Here is a 15,080-nt window from a genome sequence, read left to right on the forward strand (position 1 = left end):
GCACCAGACATGCCGTTGACCGACCTGATGGCGGCCGTGAGTACCCAGGTACTCGCGGCCGCTGATCGAGACAGCACCCTTCTTGCCGCCTCGCGCCTGCTGGCCTGTCGCGAAGCCGGCGCAGACAGCCTTTTTGACAGCCTGCGCGAGCGTGAACGCGTCGGCAGCACCGCCATCGGCCATGGCATCGCCATCCCGCATGGCCGCTCCCCTACCCTGCAACGGCCCCGTGGCGCCTTGCTGCGCCTGCAGCAGCCGGTCGATTTCGGCGGCGACGAGGGCGTGGACCTGGTCTTCGCCATGGCCGTACCCGAGCATTACACCCACCAGCACCTGATGCTGCTGTCCGAGCTGGCCGAGCTGTTCTCCGATGCCAGCGTCCGCCAGGCCCTGCGCGATGCGCCCGATGCCGAGGCACTGCAGCAGATCATCACCCAACCGCCACAGGCGCCCCGCGGATGAATACCAGCATCACTGCCCAGGAACTGTTCGACCAGCAGCGCGAGAAGCTCGACCTGCGCTGGGTGGCCGGACGCGAAGGCGCACGCCGCGAACTGGAGGCGGGCAACACCGTGTCACGGCGGCCGTCGCTGGCCGGCTACCTGAATACGATCTACCCCAACAAGGTCCAGATCCTCGGCACCGAGGAGCTGACCTGGCTGGATTCGCTGGACGCGCGCCAGCGCTGGGAGGTGATCGAACGGATCATCCAGGCCCACCCGATGGCGCTGGTCATCACCAAGAGCCATGGCTGCCCGGAAGACCTGCGTGCGGCCGCGGACGAATCCCAGACCCCCCTGTGGGTCTCGCCCAAGCGTGGCCACGAGCTGCTCAACCACCTCAGCTACCACCTGGCCCGGACCCTGGCGCCCCGCATCACCCTGCACGGGGTGTTCATGGAGATCTACTCCATCGGCGTGCTGATCACCGGCGAGGCCGGCTCGGGCAAGAGCGAGCTGGCACTGGAACTGCTCTCGCGCGGGCACCGGCTGGTCGCCGACGATGCCCCGGAGTTCACCCAGATCGCCCCGGACGTGCTCGACGGCACCTGCCCGGAACTGCTGCAGGACCTGCTCGAGGTCCGCGGCCTGGGCGTGCTCAATGTGCGCCAGATGTTCGGTGACACGTCTGTAAAGAAGAACAAGTACCTTCGCCTCATCGTCCACCTGACCAAGCCGATGACCGAACCCAGCGCCTATGGCTACGAACGCCTGACCGGCGATTCCGGCAAGCGCCACGTGCTCGACCTGGACGTGCCGCTGATCACCCTGCCGGTGATGCCCGGCCGCAACCTGGCGGTGCTGACCGAGGCCGCCACGCGTCTGCACATCCTGCGCACCAAGGGCATCGACCCGGCCGCCATGTTCATCGCCCGCCACAGCAACCTGTTGGAGCAACGCAGTCCATGAGCGCCTTACCGTCCCCGGTGCTGGTCATCGTCAGCGGCCTGTCCGGCTCGGGCAAATCGGTCGCCCTGAAGACCTTCGAGGACCTGGATTACTACTGCTCGGACAACATCCCGGTGAACCTGCTGCCGGAATTCGTGCGCGGGGTGCTCGGCCAGCGCAATGACAGCAGCCCACAACGACTGGCCATCGGTATCGACGTTCGTGGGCGCAGCGATCTGAGCCAACTGGGGAAGTGGCGCCAGACTGCCAATGAGTACGGCATCGATGCCCGCCTGCTGTTCTTCGAGGCCGACGACGACACCCTGCTGGCGCGCTATGCCGATACCCGCCGTCGCCACCCGCTCAGCCACCTCGGGCTGTCGCTGCCCGAGGCGATCATCCGCGAACGCGAGCTGACCGCTCCACTGCGCCGCGAAGCCGATGCGGTGATCGATACCACCCGGCTCAACGTGCACCAGCTGCGGCGCCGGGTCATCACCGAATTCGCGCTGAGCCAGCAGAGCAAGCTCTCGCTGCTGTTCGAGTCCTTCGCCTACAAGCGCGGCGTGCCGGCCGAGGCCGACTTCGTGTTCGATGCGCGCGTGCTGCCCAACCCGCACTGGGACCCGGAACTGCGCTCGCTGACCGGCCGTGACCGCGAGGTGCGCGAATACCTGGATGCCCAGCCGGAGGTGGTGCGCTATGTCGCCCAGCTGCAGGACCTGCTGGACACCTGGCTGCCCAAGCTGGGCAACGAGACCCGCGCCTACGTGACCGTGGCCTTCGGCTGCACCGGTGGCAAGCACCGTTCGGTGTACCTGGCCGAGCGCCTGGCCCGGCATGCCCGCGAACAGGGCTGGCCGGACGTGGCCACCTTCCACCGCGAGCAGGATTGAACCCCGTACTGAACGGCACACAGAAGACAGGTTTCGACGCTATCGCGGACTCATGGTGACCTGTTAACGTTCAGGGATGACCTGCGGCATTCTCCTCGTGACCCATCCCGGCGTCGGCACTTCCCTGCTGGAAGTGGCGACCACCCTGTTGCGGCAGTTGCCGCTGAAGACCGAAGCCTTCGAAGTCCCCTTCGATGCCGACCTCGACGCACTGCTGCCCGCGGCCTCGGCCGCGATGCGACGGGTCGAGGGTGACGAAGGCGTGCTGGTGCTGACCGACCTGTACGGCGCCAGCCCCAGCAACCTGGCCAACCAGCTGGTCCGGCTGGGCACCCCGGCCAGGCGCGTCTCCGGGTTGAGCCTGTCGATGCTGCTGCGGGCGATGAACTATCCGGAACAGGGATTGGACCAACTGCCCGCCACTGCGGCGGCGGGCGCTCGCAATGGAGTCATCGTCGACGATGCTTGAGAAAGAACTCACCGTATCCAACCGCCTGGGCCTGCATGCCCGCGCGACCGCCAAGCTGGTGCAGGTGGTATCGGCCTTCCGCGCCAATGCCACGCTGGTGGCCAAGGGCCGCGAGGTCAATGCCAAGAGCATCATGGGCGTGATGCTGCTGGCCGCCGGCCAGGGCACCCCGGTCACCGTCCGCGTCGATGGCGAGGACGAAGGTGCCGCGCTGGAAGCCATCACCGCCCTGTTCGAACGCCGTTTCGACGAAGACAACTGATGCGCGCGCTGCCGCCTCCCGCCGACACGCCAAGGGGCCTGCTGCCATGACCCGGCTGCACGGGCTGGCGGCGTCGCGTGGCACGGCCCTGGGACGTGCCCGTGTCCGCCTGCCGCACGTGCAGGAAACCGGCGAGAAGCGCATTGCCGCATCGGCCGTCGAACAGGAACTGGAACGCCTGCACCGCGCCACCGATGCGGCGCGCGCGGAGATGCGTGAACTGCGCAGCCGCCTGCAGGGCGCCCTGCCCGCCGAGGTCGGTGAGTTCCTCGACCTGCACGCCATGCTGCTGGACGACCCCGAACTGCTTACCGCACTGGATGAACTGGTGCGCGGCAAGCGCTACAGCGCCAGCCATGCGCTGCGCGTCCAGCGCGACCGCCTGGCGCAGGTGTTCGAGGGCATGGAGGACGCCTACCTCAAGAGCCGCATCGACGACCTGGACCACGTCATCGGCCGCATCCATTCGTTCCTGCACAAGCGCGCCACCCATGTGAAGGGGCTGGCCGGGGAGATCCTGGTCTGCGAGAACGTGGCCCCGTCCGAACTGGCCCAACTGCAGTCGCAGGGCGTGGTCGGCATCGTCAGCAGCGGCGGCAGCGTGCTCTCGCATAGCGCCATCCTGGCCCGCAGCCTGCACATGCCACTGGTAGTGGGCGCCAGCGCCGTGTTGAACAAGGTCAACGACGGCGACGTGATGATCCTGGATGGCGGCAGCGGCGAGATCGTCATCGAGCCCGCCTCCTCCGACCTGCGCCAGTACCGTGCGCGCCAGCGCGAGCTGGCCCGCGAGCAACGCGAACTGGGCCGCCTGCGCGCCAAGCCCACCCGCACGCTGGACGGCGAGGAAATCACCCTGCTGGCCAACGCCGAATCCCAGGACGACGTGGCCCAGGCGCATGCGCTGGGCGCACGCGGGCTGGGCCTGTACCGCACCGAATTCCTGTTCCTGCAGCGCAACCACCTGCCGGACGAAGAAGAACAGTTCCGCGCCTACCGCGACACCGTGCTCGGCATGAGCGGCCGGCCGGTCACCATCCGCACGCTGGACCTGGGTGCGGACAAGGCCGATCGCACCGGCCTGGTGATGGGCAACGAGGAGAACCCGGCGCTGGGCCTGCGCGGCGTGCGCCTGTCGCTGGCCAACCCCAAGGTCGCCGACACCCAGCTGCGCGCCATCCTGCGCGCCTCCGGCTACGGGCCGGTGCGCATCCTGGTGCCCATGGTCAGCAGCCGCGAGGAGATCATGGCGGTGCGCCGCCGGTTGTCGCGACTGGCCGCGCTGCTGCGCAACGATGGCCATGAAGTGGCCGAGAACATCCCGGTCGGGGCGATGATCGAGGTGCCTGCGGCAGCCATCGGGCTGGAATGCTTCATCGACCAGGTCGATTTCCTGTCGATCGGCACCAACGACCTGGTGCAATACCTGCTGGCCGCCGACCGCAACAACGAGGCGGTCAGCGAGCTGTACTCGCCGCTGCATCCGGCGGTGCTGCGGCTGCTGTGGCAGGTGATCGAGACCGCGCGACGCCACCAGACCCCGGTGGCGGTGTGCGGCGAGATCGCCGGTGACGCGCAGATGACGGCAATGTTGCTGGCGCTGGGCCTGACCGAGTTCAGCCTGCACCCCGGCACCCTGCTGGAGGTGCGCCGCGCCATCCGCGAAGTGGACCTCACCGGCCTGCGCGCGCAGGCACCGCAACTGCTGGCCGCCCGCGACCGGCGTGGCATCGAGCGCTGGATCAACGGCAACGCCCGCGACTGATTCCGATGCCCCGGCACCTGTGCATCGGCACGCCGTGCACGCGATAATGACGGGCTCAACACCGCCGATGCCGCATCCTTGCCCCGGATAGCGGCCTTTTCATTCCCGGGAGCAGCGCATGGCCGAAGCGGTACGCCACGACAAGACCGCACGACAGCTGCGTCTGCTTTCCGATGCGCTCGACAGCGGCCGGCTTGGCCCCGTACGCCGCCTGGTCAACACCCTTTCGCCGGCCGAGATCGGCAACCTGCTCGAATCGCTGCCGCCGGGCAAGCGCGAGGTGGTGTGGGGGCTGGTCGACGCCGAAGATGACGGCGAGGTACTGGTGCACGTCGGCGACGACGTGCGCGAGAGCCTGCTGGCGGACATGGACCCGGACGAGATCATCGCCGCGGTCGAAGACCTGGACATCGACGACCTGGCCGACCTGGTCGAGGACCTGCCCGACACCGTCATCGACGAAGTGCTCAAGTCGATGGACCGCGAGAACCGCGAGCGGCTCGAGCAGGTACTGTCCTATCCGGAAGACACCGCCGGCCGCCTGATGAACCCGGACGTGGTCACCGTGCGTGCCGACGTCAACGTCGACGTGGTGCTGCGTTACCTGCGCCTGCGCGGCGAGCTGCCGGACCATACCGACCACCTGTTCGTGGTCAGCCGTCGTCACCAATACCTGGGCCGGTTGTCGTTGGCCTCGCTGGTGACCCACGAGGACACCACCCCGATCAACCGCCTGATCGACGACGAGCAGCCGGCCATCGACGTCGGCGAGAGCGCCGACGAAGTGGCCCGCCAGTTCTCCGACCACGACTGGGTCTCGGCACCGGTGGTGGATGACAACAACATCCTGATCGGCCGCATCACCATCGACGACGTGGTCGACATCATCCGTGGCCAGGCCGAGCACCAGGTGCTGGGCGCGGCCGGCCTGGACGAGGACGAGGACCTGTTCAGCCCGGTCTGGCGCGCCATGCGCCGGCGCCTGATGTGGCTGTCGATCAACCTGTGCACCGCGTTCCTGGCCTCCAGCGTGGTCGGTCATTTCGAAGGCACCATCGACAAGCTGGTGGCACTGGCCGTGCTGATGCCGATCGTCGCCGGTCTTGGCGGCAACGCTGGCACCCAGGTACTGGCGCTGATGGTGCGCGGCCTGGCGCTGGGCCAGGTGGGCGCGTCCAACGCACGCACCCTGCTGTGGAAGGAACTGCGCGTCGCGCTGCTCAACGGCCTGCTGCTCGGCTCGATCCTGGGCCTGATCGTGCTGGCCTGGTTCCACATGCCAGGGCTGTCATTGGTGATCGCTGTGGCCCTGACCTGCAACCTGCTGTTCGCCGCCTCGGCCGGCGTGCTGGTGCCGCTGACGCTCAAGCGGCTGGGCTTCGACCCGGCGCTGGCCAGCGGCATCTTCCTGACCGCCGTGACCGACACGATGGGCTTCTTCACCTTCCTTGGTCTGGCCACGCTGGTGCTGCTGCATTGATTGCAGCAGGGCGTCGTACATCCGCGACGCCCCGGCGACCTGGCTGCCCGCGACCTCCCGGATGGCGTGAAGCCTGACGTACTACACTCCGCAGCCCATCCGCAGGCACCGCCCATGACCACCACCGTCACCGATTACTACCAGCCCGGCTGGCGCGACCAGAACCATGCCTGCCCGGCCTGCGAATGGCAGGGAAGCTCGCGGCAGATGGAGATGGAGCTGCACGACGAGCAGACCGAATACACCTGCCCGCAGTGCGAGTACCCGCTGCTGGTGGTGATGCACCCGTCGCTGCAGGAGGTCAAGGCCGCCGCCGATGCGGGCAACGAGGAAGCCCAGCAGCAGTTGGCCATCCTGGCGATGGCACCGCACGACAGCTGAGGCGAACCACTGGCAACGGCGACCACGGCGTGCAAAGCTCGCCGGCAACGCCACTGCACCGGGGGGGGGGTATGCGCCTGTTGTTGATCGTCACGCTCGGACTGTGCTGCAAGCTCGCCTTCGCACAGACCGAAACCGGCCCGTGGAAGCTGACCACCGCGCCGGTCGCCCCGCGCCCCGCCGAGCCGGGCCTGGGCAGGGAGTTACGGGCATCGGTCCAGCAATCGGTCGAGCAGAGCCTGAAAGGTGACAACGCGCAGGCGCGCGTTGCGTTGCTGGAGGTCGCCCAGCACTGCGATGCCTATCGGGCGGTCGCCGGGCGACATGCGGTGAGCTTCCGTACCCAACGACAGTACGAGCTGTACCTGGCCGACCACAACGACGGCACGCCGCTGGACTGGCTGGACATGGCCTGCGCCGATGCCTACAAGCAGCTGGCCTACATCGCCGTGGAGTACCACGACACCGACCAGGCCATGCAGTGGCTGGACCAGGCCCAGGCAACTGCCCCGTATGAGGCCGACGTGCTGACCGAACGCGGCATCGCCTTCAACCAGCGCAAGGACTGGCGTGGTGCGCTGGCCAGCTACCAACAGGCGCTGGAACTGACCCGCAGCCATCCCGAGGCCGCGCATCTGCAGGCATTGGCGCTGCGCGGCGTGGGGTTCTCGCTGATCGAGCTGGGCGACCTGCCGTCGGCACAATCCCATTACGAGCAATCGCTGGAACTGGAACCCGACAACCCGGTCGCGCTGCAGGAGCTGACCTACATCCAGCAGCTGCGGGAGCGTGCCGGCGGGAAGTGACGCCTAAGGTTGGGGGCGATCAACGGTGGAGCGGATGGAATCCTGGCTTCGCAGCCGAAACCGCTCCTGCTGCGGCAGCCGGCATCAACCCAGCAGGGTTTCCAGCACCGCCATGCGCACGGCCACGCCATTGGCGACCTGGCGCAGCACCCACGACTGCGGGCCATCGGCCACTTCGTCGGTCACTTCCACGCCGCGGTTGATCGGGCCCGGGTGCAACACCGCCGCGTCCTTGCCGGCACGCTTCAGGCGCTCGTTAGTCAGCCCGTACTGCGCGTGGTACTGCTCCAGCGACGGCACCAGCCCTTCTTCCATGCGCTCGCGCTGCAGGCGCAGCATCATCAGCGCATCGGCACCTTCCAGCAGCGCGTCGAAGTCCTGTCCGACCACGCAGCCCTTGAGGGTTTCATCATCGGGCAGCAACGACTGCGGGCCACACACGCGGATCTCGCCCACGCCCAGCGTGCGCATCGCGTGCAGGTCGGTGCGGGCCACGCGCGAGTGCTTCACGTCGCCGACGATCACCACCTTGAGCTTGGAGAAGTCCGGCCCCTTGGCCTGGCGCAGGGTCAGCATGTCGAGCAGGCCCTGGGTCGGGTGCGCGCTGCGACCGTCACCGGCGTTGACCAGCGCGGTGCCCTCGCCGGCCGCGGCGGCCAGCGCCGCCACCGCGCCGTCGTCCGGATGGCGGATGACGAAGCCGCGCACGCCCATCGCTTCCAGGTTCTTCAGCGTGTCGCAGGCGGTTTCCCCCTTGCGCGTGGACGAGGTGGAGGCATCGAAATTGAGCACGTCCGCGCCCAGCCGCTGCGCGGCGAGCTGGAACGAACTGCGGGTGCGCGTGGACGGTTCGAAGAACAGCGTGCACACCGCGGTGCCGGCCAGCACCGCGCGCTTGTTGCTGATCCGGCCCACCGCCGCGTCACGGATCTGGCCGGCGCGGTCGAGCAGCTGCAGCAGGGTCTCTCGGGGCAACCCTTCCAGGGTCAGCAGGTGGCGGAGGCGTCCTTGGTCATCGAGTTGCGCAGCAGTCATGGCGGGAGATCTTCGGCAGTCAGGAAATGGGGGTGGCGTCGTGCGGGGCCGACAGCCAGCGCTCGATGATGACCGCGGCGGCCACGGCATCGAGGTTGGCGGCATCGCGGCGGCGCTTGCGGCCTTCGGCACGTTCGATGGCAAAGCGATGCGCGGCCTCGACCGAGCTGGAGCGCTCGTCGACCAGCAGCACCGGCAACCTGTAGCGCTGCTGCAACTGCCGGGCGAAGGCATGCGCGCGCTTGCGGTTGGGCTGGTCCTCGCCTTCCAGGGTCAGCGGGTCGCCGACGATCAGGCCCTGCGGCCGCCACTCCTTGTGCAGGCGGTCCAGCGCGGCCCAGTCCGGTCCGTTGGCATGCACCTCGACCACGGCGATGGCGCGTGCACCGACGCCGAAGGCGCTGCCGATGGCCACGCCGATACGGCGCGAGCCGACGTCGAAGCCGAGTACGGTGCTGTCGGTGGACAGGCGGGCCGGCTCAGGCACGGCCGCTGTACCCGGTCAGGCGGAACAGGTCCACGCCGATCCGCGCGGCGGCCAGCTGCCAGCGTTCTTCCAGCGGCGTGGCGAACAGCAACGCCGCATCGGCCGGAACGGTCAGCCAGCTGTTGTCGGCCAGTTCCTGTTCCAGTTGTCCGGCGCCCCAGCCGGCGCACCCCAGGGTCACCAGCGCATTGCGCGGCCCCTGGCCGATGGCCATGGCCTCGAGGATGTCGCGCGAGGTGGTCAGGTACAGGCCGTCGGCAACGGTCAGGCTGGAATCCCAACCGCGCGCGTCGTCATGGATGACGAAGCCACGCTCGGTATGCACCGGCCCGCCATTGAGCACCGGCACCGCGCGCAGGTCACCGTCGTCGCAGTCGATCTCCATCTGTTCGAAGACCTCGCCCAGCGTGAAATCGGAGGCCTGGTTGACGACCACGCCCATGGCGCCGTTCTCGTCGTGCTGGCAGATCAGCGCGACGCTGCGCGCGAACGTGCCATCGGCCAGGGACGGTAGGGCGACCAGCAGGTGGTTGGACAGGGGCAGGGACAGCGCGGACATGCCCCAATTCTACCGATTACAGCCGCCTGCCGCTGTGTAATGGCGATAATCGTGGCTTCCCCGCTTGGGAGATGCCCATGACCTATTACTGTGATTTCGCTCCGGGCCACCCTGTACATGGCCCCTACCACGACCATGAGTACGGCTTTCCGCAGCACGCGGAAAGCGAGCTGTTCGAGCGCCTGCTGCTGGAGATCAACCAGGCCGGGCTCAGCTGGGAAACCATCCTGCGCAAGCGCGAGGGGTTCCGTGCCGCCTACGACGGCTTCGACGTGGACACCGTGGCCGCCTACGGCGAGGCCGACGTGGCGCGCCTGATGGGCGATGCCGCGATCATCCGCAACCGGCTCAAGGTGCAGGCCGCCATCCACAACGCGCAGGTGATCCAGGGGCTGCGCCGCTCCCATGGCGGCTTCTCGGCCTGGCTGGACGCGCACCACCCGTTGAGCAAGGCCGAATGGGTGAAGCTGTTCAAGAAGACCTTCCGTTTCACCGGCGGCGAGATCACCGGCGAGTTCCTGATGAGCCTGGGCTACCTGCCCGGTGCGCACCACGAAAGCTGCCCGGTGCATGCGCGCGTGCTGAAGCTCAAGCCGAAGTGGCTGCAGGGCTAAAGACCGGGTAGGAGCGGCTTCAGCCGCGAAGCGGGGATGGGTTGGAAAGCGCCTACCCCCTTCCCGGCCATCCCCTTTGCTTCGCGGGGAGATCGAGCGAAGAGCACCCCTCCCCAACCCTCCCCTTGCTGCGCAAAGGGAGGGGGCTGTCGCTGCGATCGATCAGGCGGCAGCAACACCATTTTCTGCGCAGTAATGCGGCCTCTCCCCCCCCCTTTGCGCAGCAAGGGGAGGGCCGGGGAGGGGTACGCCGTTCGCGCAATATTCCAAAACAAAAAGGCCAGTCCCGCTTCCGCAGGACCGGCCTTTCCACTCGCCTCCAGCCCTCAACGGACCTCGGCGATCTCCACACCATCCAGACCCTGCGACAGGGTCTTGGCATCGCCCCCCTGGGAGAGCTTGATGCGCAGGCGCACCTCGTTCTGCGAGTCGGCGTAGCGCAGTGCGTCGTCGTAGCTGATCTCGCCGGCCTGGTACAGCTCGAACAGGCTCTGGTCGAAGGTCTTCATGCCCAGTTGCACCGAGTCCTTCATCACTTCCTTGAGCTTGTGGATCTCGCCGTCGCGGATGTAGTCCTGCACCAGCGGCGTGCCCAGCAGGATTTCCATCGCCACGCGGCGGCCCTTGCCGTCGGGCTTGGGCACCAGCTGCTGCGCGACCACGCCCTTGAGGTTCAGCGACAGGTCCATCAACAGCTGGTTGCGACGGTCTTCCGGGAAGAAGTTGATGATGCGGTCCATCGCCTGGTTGGCGTTGTTGGCGTGCAGCGTGGCCAGCACCAGGTGGCCGGTTTCGGCGAAGGCGATGGCGTGGTCCATGCCCTCGCGGGTACGGATTTCGCCGATCATGATCACGTCCGGCGCCTGGCGCAGGGTGTTCTTCAGCGCCGCTTCCCAGCTGTCGGTGTCGATGCCCACCTCACGCTGGGTGACGATGCAGCCTTCGTGCTTGTGCACGAATTCGATCGGGTCCTCGATGGTGATGATGTGGCCGCTGGAGTTCTGGTTGCGGTAGCCGATCATGGCCGCCAGCGAGGTCGACTTGCCGGTGCCGGTGGCGCCGACGAACAGGATGATGCCGCGCTTGGTCATGGCCAGCGTCTTGATCACCGCCGGCAGGTTCAGCTCCTCCACGGTGGGAATGCGCGTCTCGATGCGACGCAGCACCATGCCCACCTGGTTGCGCTGGTAGAAACAGCTCACGCGGAAACGGCCCACGCCGGACACGCCGATGGCGAAGTTGCACTCGTGGGTTTTCTCGAATTCCTCGCGCTGGGCCGGCGTCATCACGTTCAGCACCAGGTCGCGGCTCTGCTGGCTGGTCAGCGGGGTCTGGGTGATCGGCGACAGCTTGCCGTTGACCTTCATCGACGGCGGCATGCCGGCGGTGATGAACAGGTCCGACGCTTTCTGGTGCGCCATCAGCTTGAGGAACGAGGTGAAATCAATGGTGCTCATGGCATGCTCCCTCGGAGCCAATAAGGGTGGTCACGAAACAGGGTTGCGACGACTGGAGGCAGGTTGCGGCCGGTGCCATGCACCGTTGCCGGGCCCCTGCCCCGCCTTGCCTGCTTACTCGAACAGCCGCTTGTCCTTGGCGTATTCCTTGGCCTGATTGCGGGTGATCAGGCTGCGCTTGACCAGGTCCTGCAGGTTCTGGTCCAGGGTCTGCATGCCCACCTGCTGACCGGTCTGGATGGACGAATACATCTGCGCCACCTTGTCTTCGCGGATCAGGTTGCGGATGGCCGGGGTGGCCACCATGATTTCGTGCGAGGCGATACGGCCGCCGCCCACCTTCTTCAACAGCGCTTGCGAGATCACCGCGCGCAGCGATTCGGACAGCATCGAGCGCACCATCGGCTTCTCGCCGGCCGGGAACACGTCGATGATACGGTCGATGGTCTTGGCCGCCGAGCTGGTGTGCAGGGTGCCGAACACCAGGTGGCCGGTTTCCGCGGCGGTCAGCGCCAGGCGGATGGTTTCCAGGTCACGCAATTCGCCGACCAGGATGATGTCCGGGTCTTCACGCAGCGCCGAGCGCAGGGCCTCGTTGAAGCCGTGCGTGTCGCGGTGCACTTCGCGCTGGTTGATCAGGCACTTCTGCGAGGTGTGCACGAATTCGATCGGGTCCTCGACGGTGAGGATGTGGCCGTATTCGTTCTTGTTGATGTGGTCGATCATCGCCGCCAGCGTGGTCGACTTGCCCGAGCCGGTCGGCCCGGTCACCAGGATCAGGCCCTGCGGCTGCTCGATCAGCTGGCGGAAGATCGGCGGGCAGCCAAGGTCTTCCAGCGTGAGCACTTCGGAGGGAATGGTACGGAACACCGCACCGGCGCCGCGGTTCTGGTTGAAGGCATTGACGCGGAAGCGCGCCAGCGACGGGATCTCGAAGGAGAAGTCGACCTCGAGGAACTCTTCGAAGTCGCGCCGCTGCTTGTCCGACATGATGTCGTAGACCAGCGCGTGCACCTGCTTGTGGTCCAGCGCGGGAATGTTGATGCGACGGACGTCACCGTCGACACGGATCATCGGCGGCAAGCCGGCCGAGAGATGGAGGTCCGAGGCCTTGTTCTTGACCGAGAACGCCAAAAGTTCAGCGATATCCATACGCCGCTATGTCCCCTGCGTTGCGAGTATCTGGAAGGTGTTTCCCCTGGCGGGCAGTATAGCCTTCCCGCGTAAGAGGTTGATGTCTTTGCAAACCGTGTCCCTGGCCTCACTCCAGCAGCAGATCGACGCTGTTTCCCGGCCTGGCCAGCCGGTCCGCCTGCTGGCCGTTTCCAAGCTGCAGCCGGCCGCGGCGATCGCCGCGCTGGCCGCACAAGGTCAGCGCGCGTTCGGTGAAAACTACGTGCAGGAAGCGGCCACCAAGATCCAGGAGCTGGCCGCGCTGGCGCTGGAATGGCACCTGATCGGCCACCTGCAGTCGAACAAGGCCGAGGTGGCCGCGCGCAGCTTCCACTGGGTGCAGACCGTGGACCGGCCCAAGCTGGTCGAGGCCCTGGCACGGCACCGGCCGCCGGCGCTGCCGCCGCTGAATGTGCTGATCCAGGTGAACATCGACGACGAGGACAGCAAGCACGGCTGCCAGCCGGCACAGGTCCCGGCGCTGGCCGAGGCCATCGCCGCGCACGCGCGGCTGCGCCTGCGCGGCCTGATGGCCATCCCGGCCCCGTTCCCCGAGCACGACAGGCGCCAGGCCGCCTTCACCCGCATGCGCGGCCTGTTCGACGCGCTGGCCGCCCGCCATGCCCACGTGGATACTCTGTCGATGGGCATGAGCAGCGATTTCGCCGAGGCCATCGCCGCCGGTTCGACCATGGTGCGGGTGGGTACCGCGCTGTTCGGCCAACGCCCGACTCCCTGATCCAACCGAGATTCCACGATGACCAGCACGCCGCACGCCGCCCTTCCCGACACCGACATCGCCTTCGTGGGCGGCGGCAACATGGCCCGCAGCCTGATCGCCGGGCTGGTCCGGCGCGGCATGCCGGCCACCCGCATCCACGTCGCCGAGCCGGTGCAGGCGCTGCGCGAGGCACTGCAGCAGGACTTCGGCGTGAATGTCCACGAGGACGCCGCCGGTGCCGCCGGCCAGGCCGGGCTGTGGTTGATGGCGGTCAAGCCGCAGGTGATGCGCGCGGTCTGCGGCGAGCTGGCCGCCCACGCGGCGGCACGGCAGCCGGTGGTGGTCTCGATTGCCGCCGGCATCACCGCCGGGCAGCTGGACCGCTGGCTGGGCGGCGACCAGGCGGTCGTACGCGCCATGCCCAACACCCCGGCCCTGCTCGGTGCCGGCGTGACCGGGCTGTTCGCCAACGCACGCGTCTCGGCCAGCCAGCACGCGCAGGCCGAACAGGTACTGGCCAGCGCCGGGCGCACGGTGTGGATCGACGAGGAAGCCAGGATGGATGCGGTGACCGCCGTGTCCGGCAGCGGTCCGGCCTATGTGTTCCTGCTGGCCGAGGCGATGGAGGCGGCCGCGCTCGAACAGGGCCTGCCCGCCGAGGCCGCGCGCACGCTGGTGCTGGATACCGTGCTCGGTGCCGCGCGCATGCTCACCGAAGCCGGCGAGGCGCCGGCCGAGCTGCGCCGCCGCGTCACCTCGCCGGGAGGCACCACCCAGGCCGCCATCGAGACCTTCCAGGCCGGCGGCTTCGAAGCACTGACCGCCCGCGCCATCGACGCGGCCACCCGACGTGGCCGCGAGCTCTCCGCCGCCAACGACTGACCCCACCGCCCACCCGGAGGTCCGCATGTCCCGGTTCCCGCTGCTGCTGTTGTCCGCCGTGCTGTCATTGGCCGCCTGCTCGGCGCAGGAAACCCCGCGCCCGGCCTCGCCGGTGCAGCCACAACCGGGGCATGCCGACCTGGGCAGCCTGCGCGTGCACTACAACCTGCTGCCCACGCTGGCCATGAACGAGGCGGTCGCCCGCAGCTACGGCGTCAACCGCGAAGCCGACCGTGCCCTGCTGGTGGTCGCGCTGCGCCAGCTCAGCAACGGCGAGGAGCTGCCGGCCGGCGGCAGCGTGCAAGCCACCGCGACCGACCTGTCCGGCCAACGCCAGCAGGTGCTGCTGCGTGAAGTCCGGACCGGCCCCTATACCGACCTGATCGGCGTGCTCGATGCCCATCCCCGCGACCAGCTGCGGCTGGAACTGCAGGTGGCTGCGCCAACCGCGCAGGGGACGGTGCGTTTCGCGCGAAATTTCTGAATCCGGCCGAAACCGGAAATGTGACGTCGGGGCCGGCCGGATGACATTGGCAGGACAAGGCCATGACCTATCGGCCAGCCACCTTTTCCCTTCCACATCAATTGGATAGCAGGGCTTTCGGACAACACCCGGCGCCCCCTCCCTATTCACGGATGTTGATGCGCGTCAACACAAAGTCAAATTGACAGGGATTTGAGGCAAACCATACTGCCCGCCTTTCC

General features: G+C 67.7%; 18 protein-coding genes. 13 read left to right on the forward strand and 5 right to left on the reverse strand.

Translation table 11 applies throughout. The features are described 5' to 3' along the window. Positions 1-9: 9 nt before the first annotated feature. The 9 genes from ACIPR8_RS13255 (at position 10) to ACIPR8_RS13295 (ending at position 7,447) form a co-directional block, all read left to right on the forward strand. A complete protein-coding gene (locus ACIPR8_RS13255; RefSeq protein ID WP_446541332.1) occupies positions 10-462 on the forward strand; it encodes a PTS sugar transporter subunit IIA in 453 nt (150 codons plus the stop codon). Continuing rightward, positions 459-1,409 carry an HPr(Ser) kinase/phosphatase gene (gene hprK, locus ACIPR8_RS13260; RefSeq protein WP_132864763.1) on the forward strand — a complete coding sequence of 317 codons (951 nt, stop codon included), beginning with the start codon at positions 459-461 and terminating at the stop codon, positions 1,407-1,409. Before ACIPR8_RS13255 ends, hprK begins: the two co-directional genes overlap by 4 nt. Further along, positions 1,406-2,284 (forward strand): RNase adapter RapZ, encoded by an 879-nt coding sequence (rapZ, locus tag ACIPR8_RS13265; protein WP_446541333.1) that lies wholly within the window; start codon positions 1,406-1,408, stop codon positions 2,282-2,284. Before hprK ends, rapZ begins: the two co-directional genes overlap by 4 nt. 76 nt (positions 2,285-2,360) lie before the next feature. Continuing rightward, complete coding sequence (locus ACIPR8_RS13270) at positions 2,361-2,753, forward strand: PTS sugar transporter subunit IIA (RefSeq protein ID WP_446541334.1); 393 nt, start codon at positions 2,361-2,363, stop codon at positions 2,751-2,753. Beyond that, entirely contained in the window at positions 2,746-3,015 is a 270-nt protein-coding gene (locus tag ACIPR8_RS13275; RefSeq protein ID WP_132864766.1) for an HPr family phosphocarrier protein, read from the forward strand. Before ACIPR8_RS13270 ends, ACIPR8_RS13275 begins: the two co-directional genes overlap by 8 nt. 46 nt (positions 3,016-3,061) lie before the next feature. Beyond that, positions 3,062-4,780, forward strand: a complete 1,719-nt coding sequence (gene ptsP, locus ACIPR8_RS13280) for a phosphoenolpyruvate--protein phosphotransferase (RefSeq protein WP_446541335.1) — start codon at positions 3,062-3,064, stop codon at positions 4,778-4,780. 118 nt (positions 4,781-4,898) lie between these two features. Further along, entirely contained in the window at positions 4,899-6,260 is a 1,362-nt protein-coding gene (gene mgtE, locus ACIPR8_RS13285; protein WP_132864768.1) for a magnesium transporter, read from the forward strand. A gap of 114 nt (positions 6,261-6,374) precedes the next feature. Next, positions 6,375-6,641 carry a hypothetical protein gene (locus tag ACIPR8_RS13290; protein ID WP_446541336.1) on the forward strand — a complete coding sequence of 89 codons (267 nt, stop codon included), beginning with the start codon at positions 6,375-6,377 and terminating at the stop codon, positions 6,639-6,641. Positions 6,642-6,712: 71 nt separating this feature from the next. Then, positions 6,713-7,447 (forward strand): tetratricopeptide repeat protein, encoded by a 735-nt coding sequence (locus tag ACIPR8_RS13295; RefSeq protein WP_446541337.1) that lies wholly within the window; start codon positions 6,713-6,715, stop codon positions 7,445-7,447. An 84-nt stretch (positions 7,448-7,531) separates the two neighbouring features. Here the strand turns inward: ACIPR8_RS13295 and ACIPR8_RS13300 are convergent, their stop codons facing one another. The 3 genes from ACIPR8_RS13300 to ACIPR8_RS13310 are packed head-to-tail and all read right to left on the reverse strand — an operon-like array spanning position 7,532 to position 9,528. Continuing rightward, positions 7,532-8,482 (reverse strand): aspartate carbamoyltransferase catalytic subunit, encoded by a 951-nt coding sequence (locus ACIPR8_RS13300; RefSeq protein WP_132864771.1) that lies wholly within the window; start codon positions 8,480-8,482, stop codon positions 7,532-7,534. Between the two features lie 19 nt (positions 8,483-8,501). Beyond that, positions 8,502-8,969 (reverse strand): Holliday junction resolvase RuvX, encoded by a 468-nt coding sequence (gene ruvX, locus ACIPR8_RS13305; protein WP_446541338.1) that lies wholly within the window; start codon positions 8,967-8,969, stop codon positions 8,502-8,504. Then, complete coding sequence (locus tag ACIPR8_RS13310; RefSeq protein WP_192286508.1) at positions 8,962-9,528, reverse strand: YqgE/AlgH family protein; 567 nt, start codon at positions 9,526-9,528, stop codon at positions 8,962-8,964. The genes ruvX and ACIPR8_RS13310 overlap by 8 nt, the downstream gene beginning before the upstream one ends. 77 nt (positions 9,529-9,605) lie before the next feature. On the opposite strand from ACIPR8_RS13310, the gene ACIPR8_RS13315 reads away from it, so the two are divergent. Continuing rightward, a complete protein-coding gene (locus tag ACIPR8_RS13315) occupies positions 9,606-10,142 on the forward strand; it encodes a DNA-3-methyladenine glycosylase I (protein ID WP_446541339.1) in 537 nt (178 codons plus the stop codon). Positions 10,143-10,468: 326 nt separating this feature from the next. On the opposite strand, the gene ACIPR8_RS13320 is transcribed toward ACIPR8_RS13315, so the two are convergent. Together ACIPR8_RS13320 and ACIPR8_RS13325 are read right to left on the reverse strand one after the other, a co-directional pair. Next, a complete protein-coding gene (locus tag ACIPR8_RS13320; RefSeq protein ID WP_132864775.1) occupies positions 10,469-11,599 on the reverse strand; it encodes a PilT/PilU family type 4a pilus ATPase in 1,131 nt (376 codons plus the stop codon). Positions 11,600-11,713: 114 nt separating this feature from the next. Beyond that, positions 11,714-12,751 (reverse strand): type IV pilus twitching motility protein PilT, encoded by a 1,038-nt coding sequence (locus ACIPR8_RS13325; RefSeq protein WP_132864776.1) that lies wholly within the window; start codon positions 12,749-12,751, stop codon positions 11,714-11,716. A 97-nt stretch (positions 12,752-12,848) separates the two neighbouring features. On the opposite strand from ACIPR8_RS13325, the gene ACIPR8_RS13330 reads away from it, so the two are divergent. From ACIPR8_RS13330 to ACIPR8_RS13340, 3 genes are read left to right on the forward strand one after another with little or no spacing between them, the layout of a single operon-like run. Beyond that, complete coding sequence (locus ACIPR8_RS13330) at positions 12,849-13,511, forward strand: YggS family pyridoxal phosphate-dependent enzyme (RefSeq protein ID WP_446541412.1); 663 nt, start codon at positions 12,849-12,851, stop codon at positions 13,509-13,511. Between the two features lie 18 nt (positions 13,512-13,529). Beyond that, on the forward strand, positions 13,530-14,375 hold the full coding sequence (gene proC / locus ACIPR8_RS13335; RefSeq protein ID WP_446541340.1) for a pyrroline-5-carboxylate reductase: 846 nt from the start codon (positions 13,530-13,532) through the stop codon (positions 14,373-14,375). 25 nt (positions 14,376-14,400) lie between these two features. Beyond that, a complete protein-coding gene (locus ACIPR8_RS13340) occupies positions 14,401-14,859 on the forward strand; it encodes a DUF4426 domain-containing protein (RefSeq protein ID WP_132864779.1) in 459 nt (152 codons plus the stop codon). Positions 14,860-15,080 lie beyond the last annotated feature (221 nt).

Source organism: Stenotrophomonas sp. LARHCG68 (assembly GCF_052871705.1).

Excerpts from the sequence above, each read along its gene's own strand:
- ACIPR8_RS13255 (WP_446541332.1), top strand. The coding sequence starts at position 10 with ATGCCGTTGACCGACCTGATGGCGGCCGTGAGTACCCAGGTACTCGCG.
- hprK (WP_132864763.1), top strand. The coding sequence starts at position 459 with ATGAATACCAGCATCACTGCCCAGGAACTGTTCGACCAGCAGCGCGAG.
- rapZ (WP_446541333.1), top strand. The coding sequence starts at position 1,406 with ATGAGCGCCTTACCGTCCCCGGTGCTGGTCATCGTCAGCGGCCTGTCC.
- ACIPR8_RS13270 (WP_446541334.1), top strand. The coding sequence starts at position 2,361 with ATGACCTGCGGCATTCTCCTCGTGACCCATCCCGGCGTCGGCACTTCC.
- ACIPR8_RS13275 (WP_132864766.1), top strand. The coding sequence starts at position 2,746 with ATGCTTGAGAAAGAACTCACCGTATCCAACCGCCTGGGCCTGCATGCC.
- ptsP (WP_446541335.1), top strand. The coding sequence starts at position 3,062 with ATGACCCGGCTGCACGGGCTGGCGGCGTCGCGTGGCACGGCCCTGGGA.
- mgtE (WP_132864768.1), top strand. The coding sequence starts at position 4,899 with ATGGCCGAAGCGGTACGCCACGACAAGACCGCACGACAGCTGCGTCTG.
- ACIPR8_RS13290 (WP_446541336.1), top strand. The coding sequence starts at position 6,375 with ATGACCACCACCGTCACCGATTACTACCAGCCCGGCTGGCGCGACCAG.
- ACIPR8_RS13295 (WP_446541337.1), top strand. The coding sequence starts at position 6,713 with ATGCGCCTGTTGTTGATCGTCACGCTCGGACTGTGCTGCAAGCTCGCC.
- ACIPR8_RS13300 (WP_132864771.1), bottom strand. The coding sequence starts at position 8,482 with ATGACTGCTGCGCAACTCGATGACCAAGGACGCCTCCGCCACCTGCTG.
- ACIPR8_RS13310 (WP_192286508.1), bottom strand. The coding sequence starts at position 9,528 with ATGTCCGCGCTGTCCCTGCCCCTGTCCAACCACCTGCTGGTCGCCCTA.
- ACIPR8_RS13315 (WP_446541339.1), top strand. The coding sequence starts at position 9,606 with ATGACCTATTACTGTGATTTCGCTCCGGGCCACCCTGTACATGGCCCC.
- ACIPR8_RS13320 (WP_132864775.1), bottom strand. The coding sequence starts at position 11,599 with ATGAGCACCATTGATTTCACCTCGTTCCTCAAGCTGATGGCGCACCAG.
- ACIPR8_RS13325 (WP_132864776.1), bottom strand. The coding sequence starts at position 12,751 with ATGGATATCGCTGAACTTTTGGCGTTCTCGGTCAAGAACAAGGCCTCG.
- proC (WP_446541340.1), top strand. The coding sequence starts at position 13,530 with ATGACCAGCACGCCGCACGCCGCCCTTCCCGACACCGACATCGCCTTC.
- ACIPR8_RS13340 (WP_132864779.1), top strand. The coding sequence starts at position 14,401 with ATGTCCCGGTTCCCGCTGCTGCTGTTGTCCGCCGTGCTGTCATTGGCC.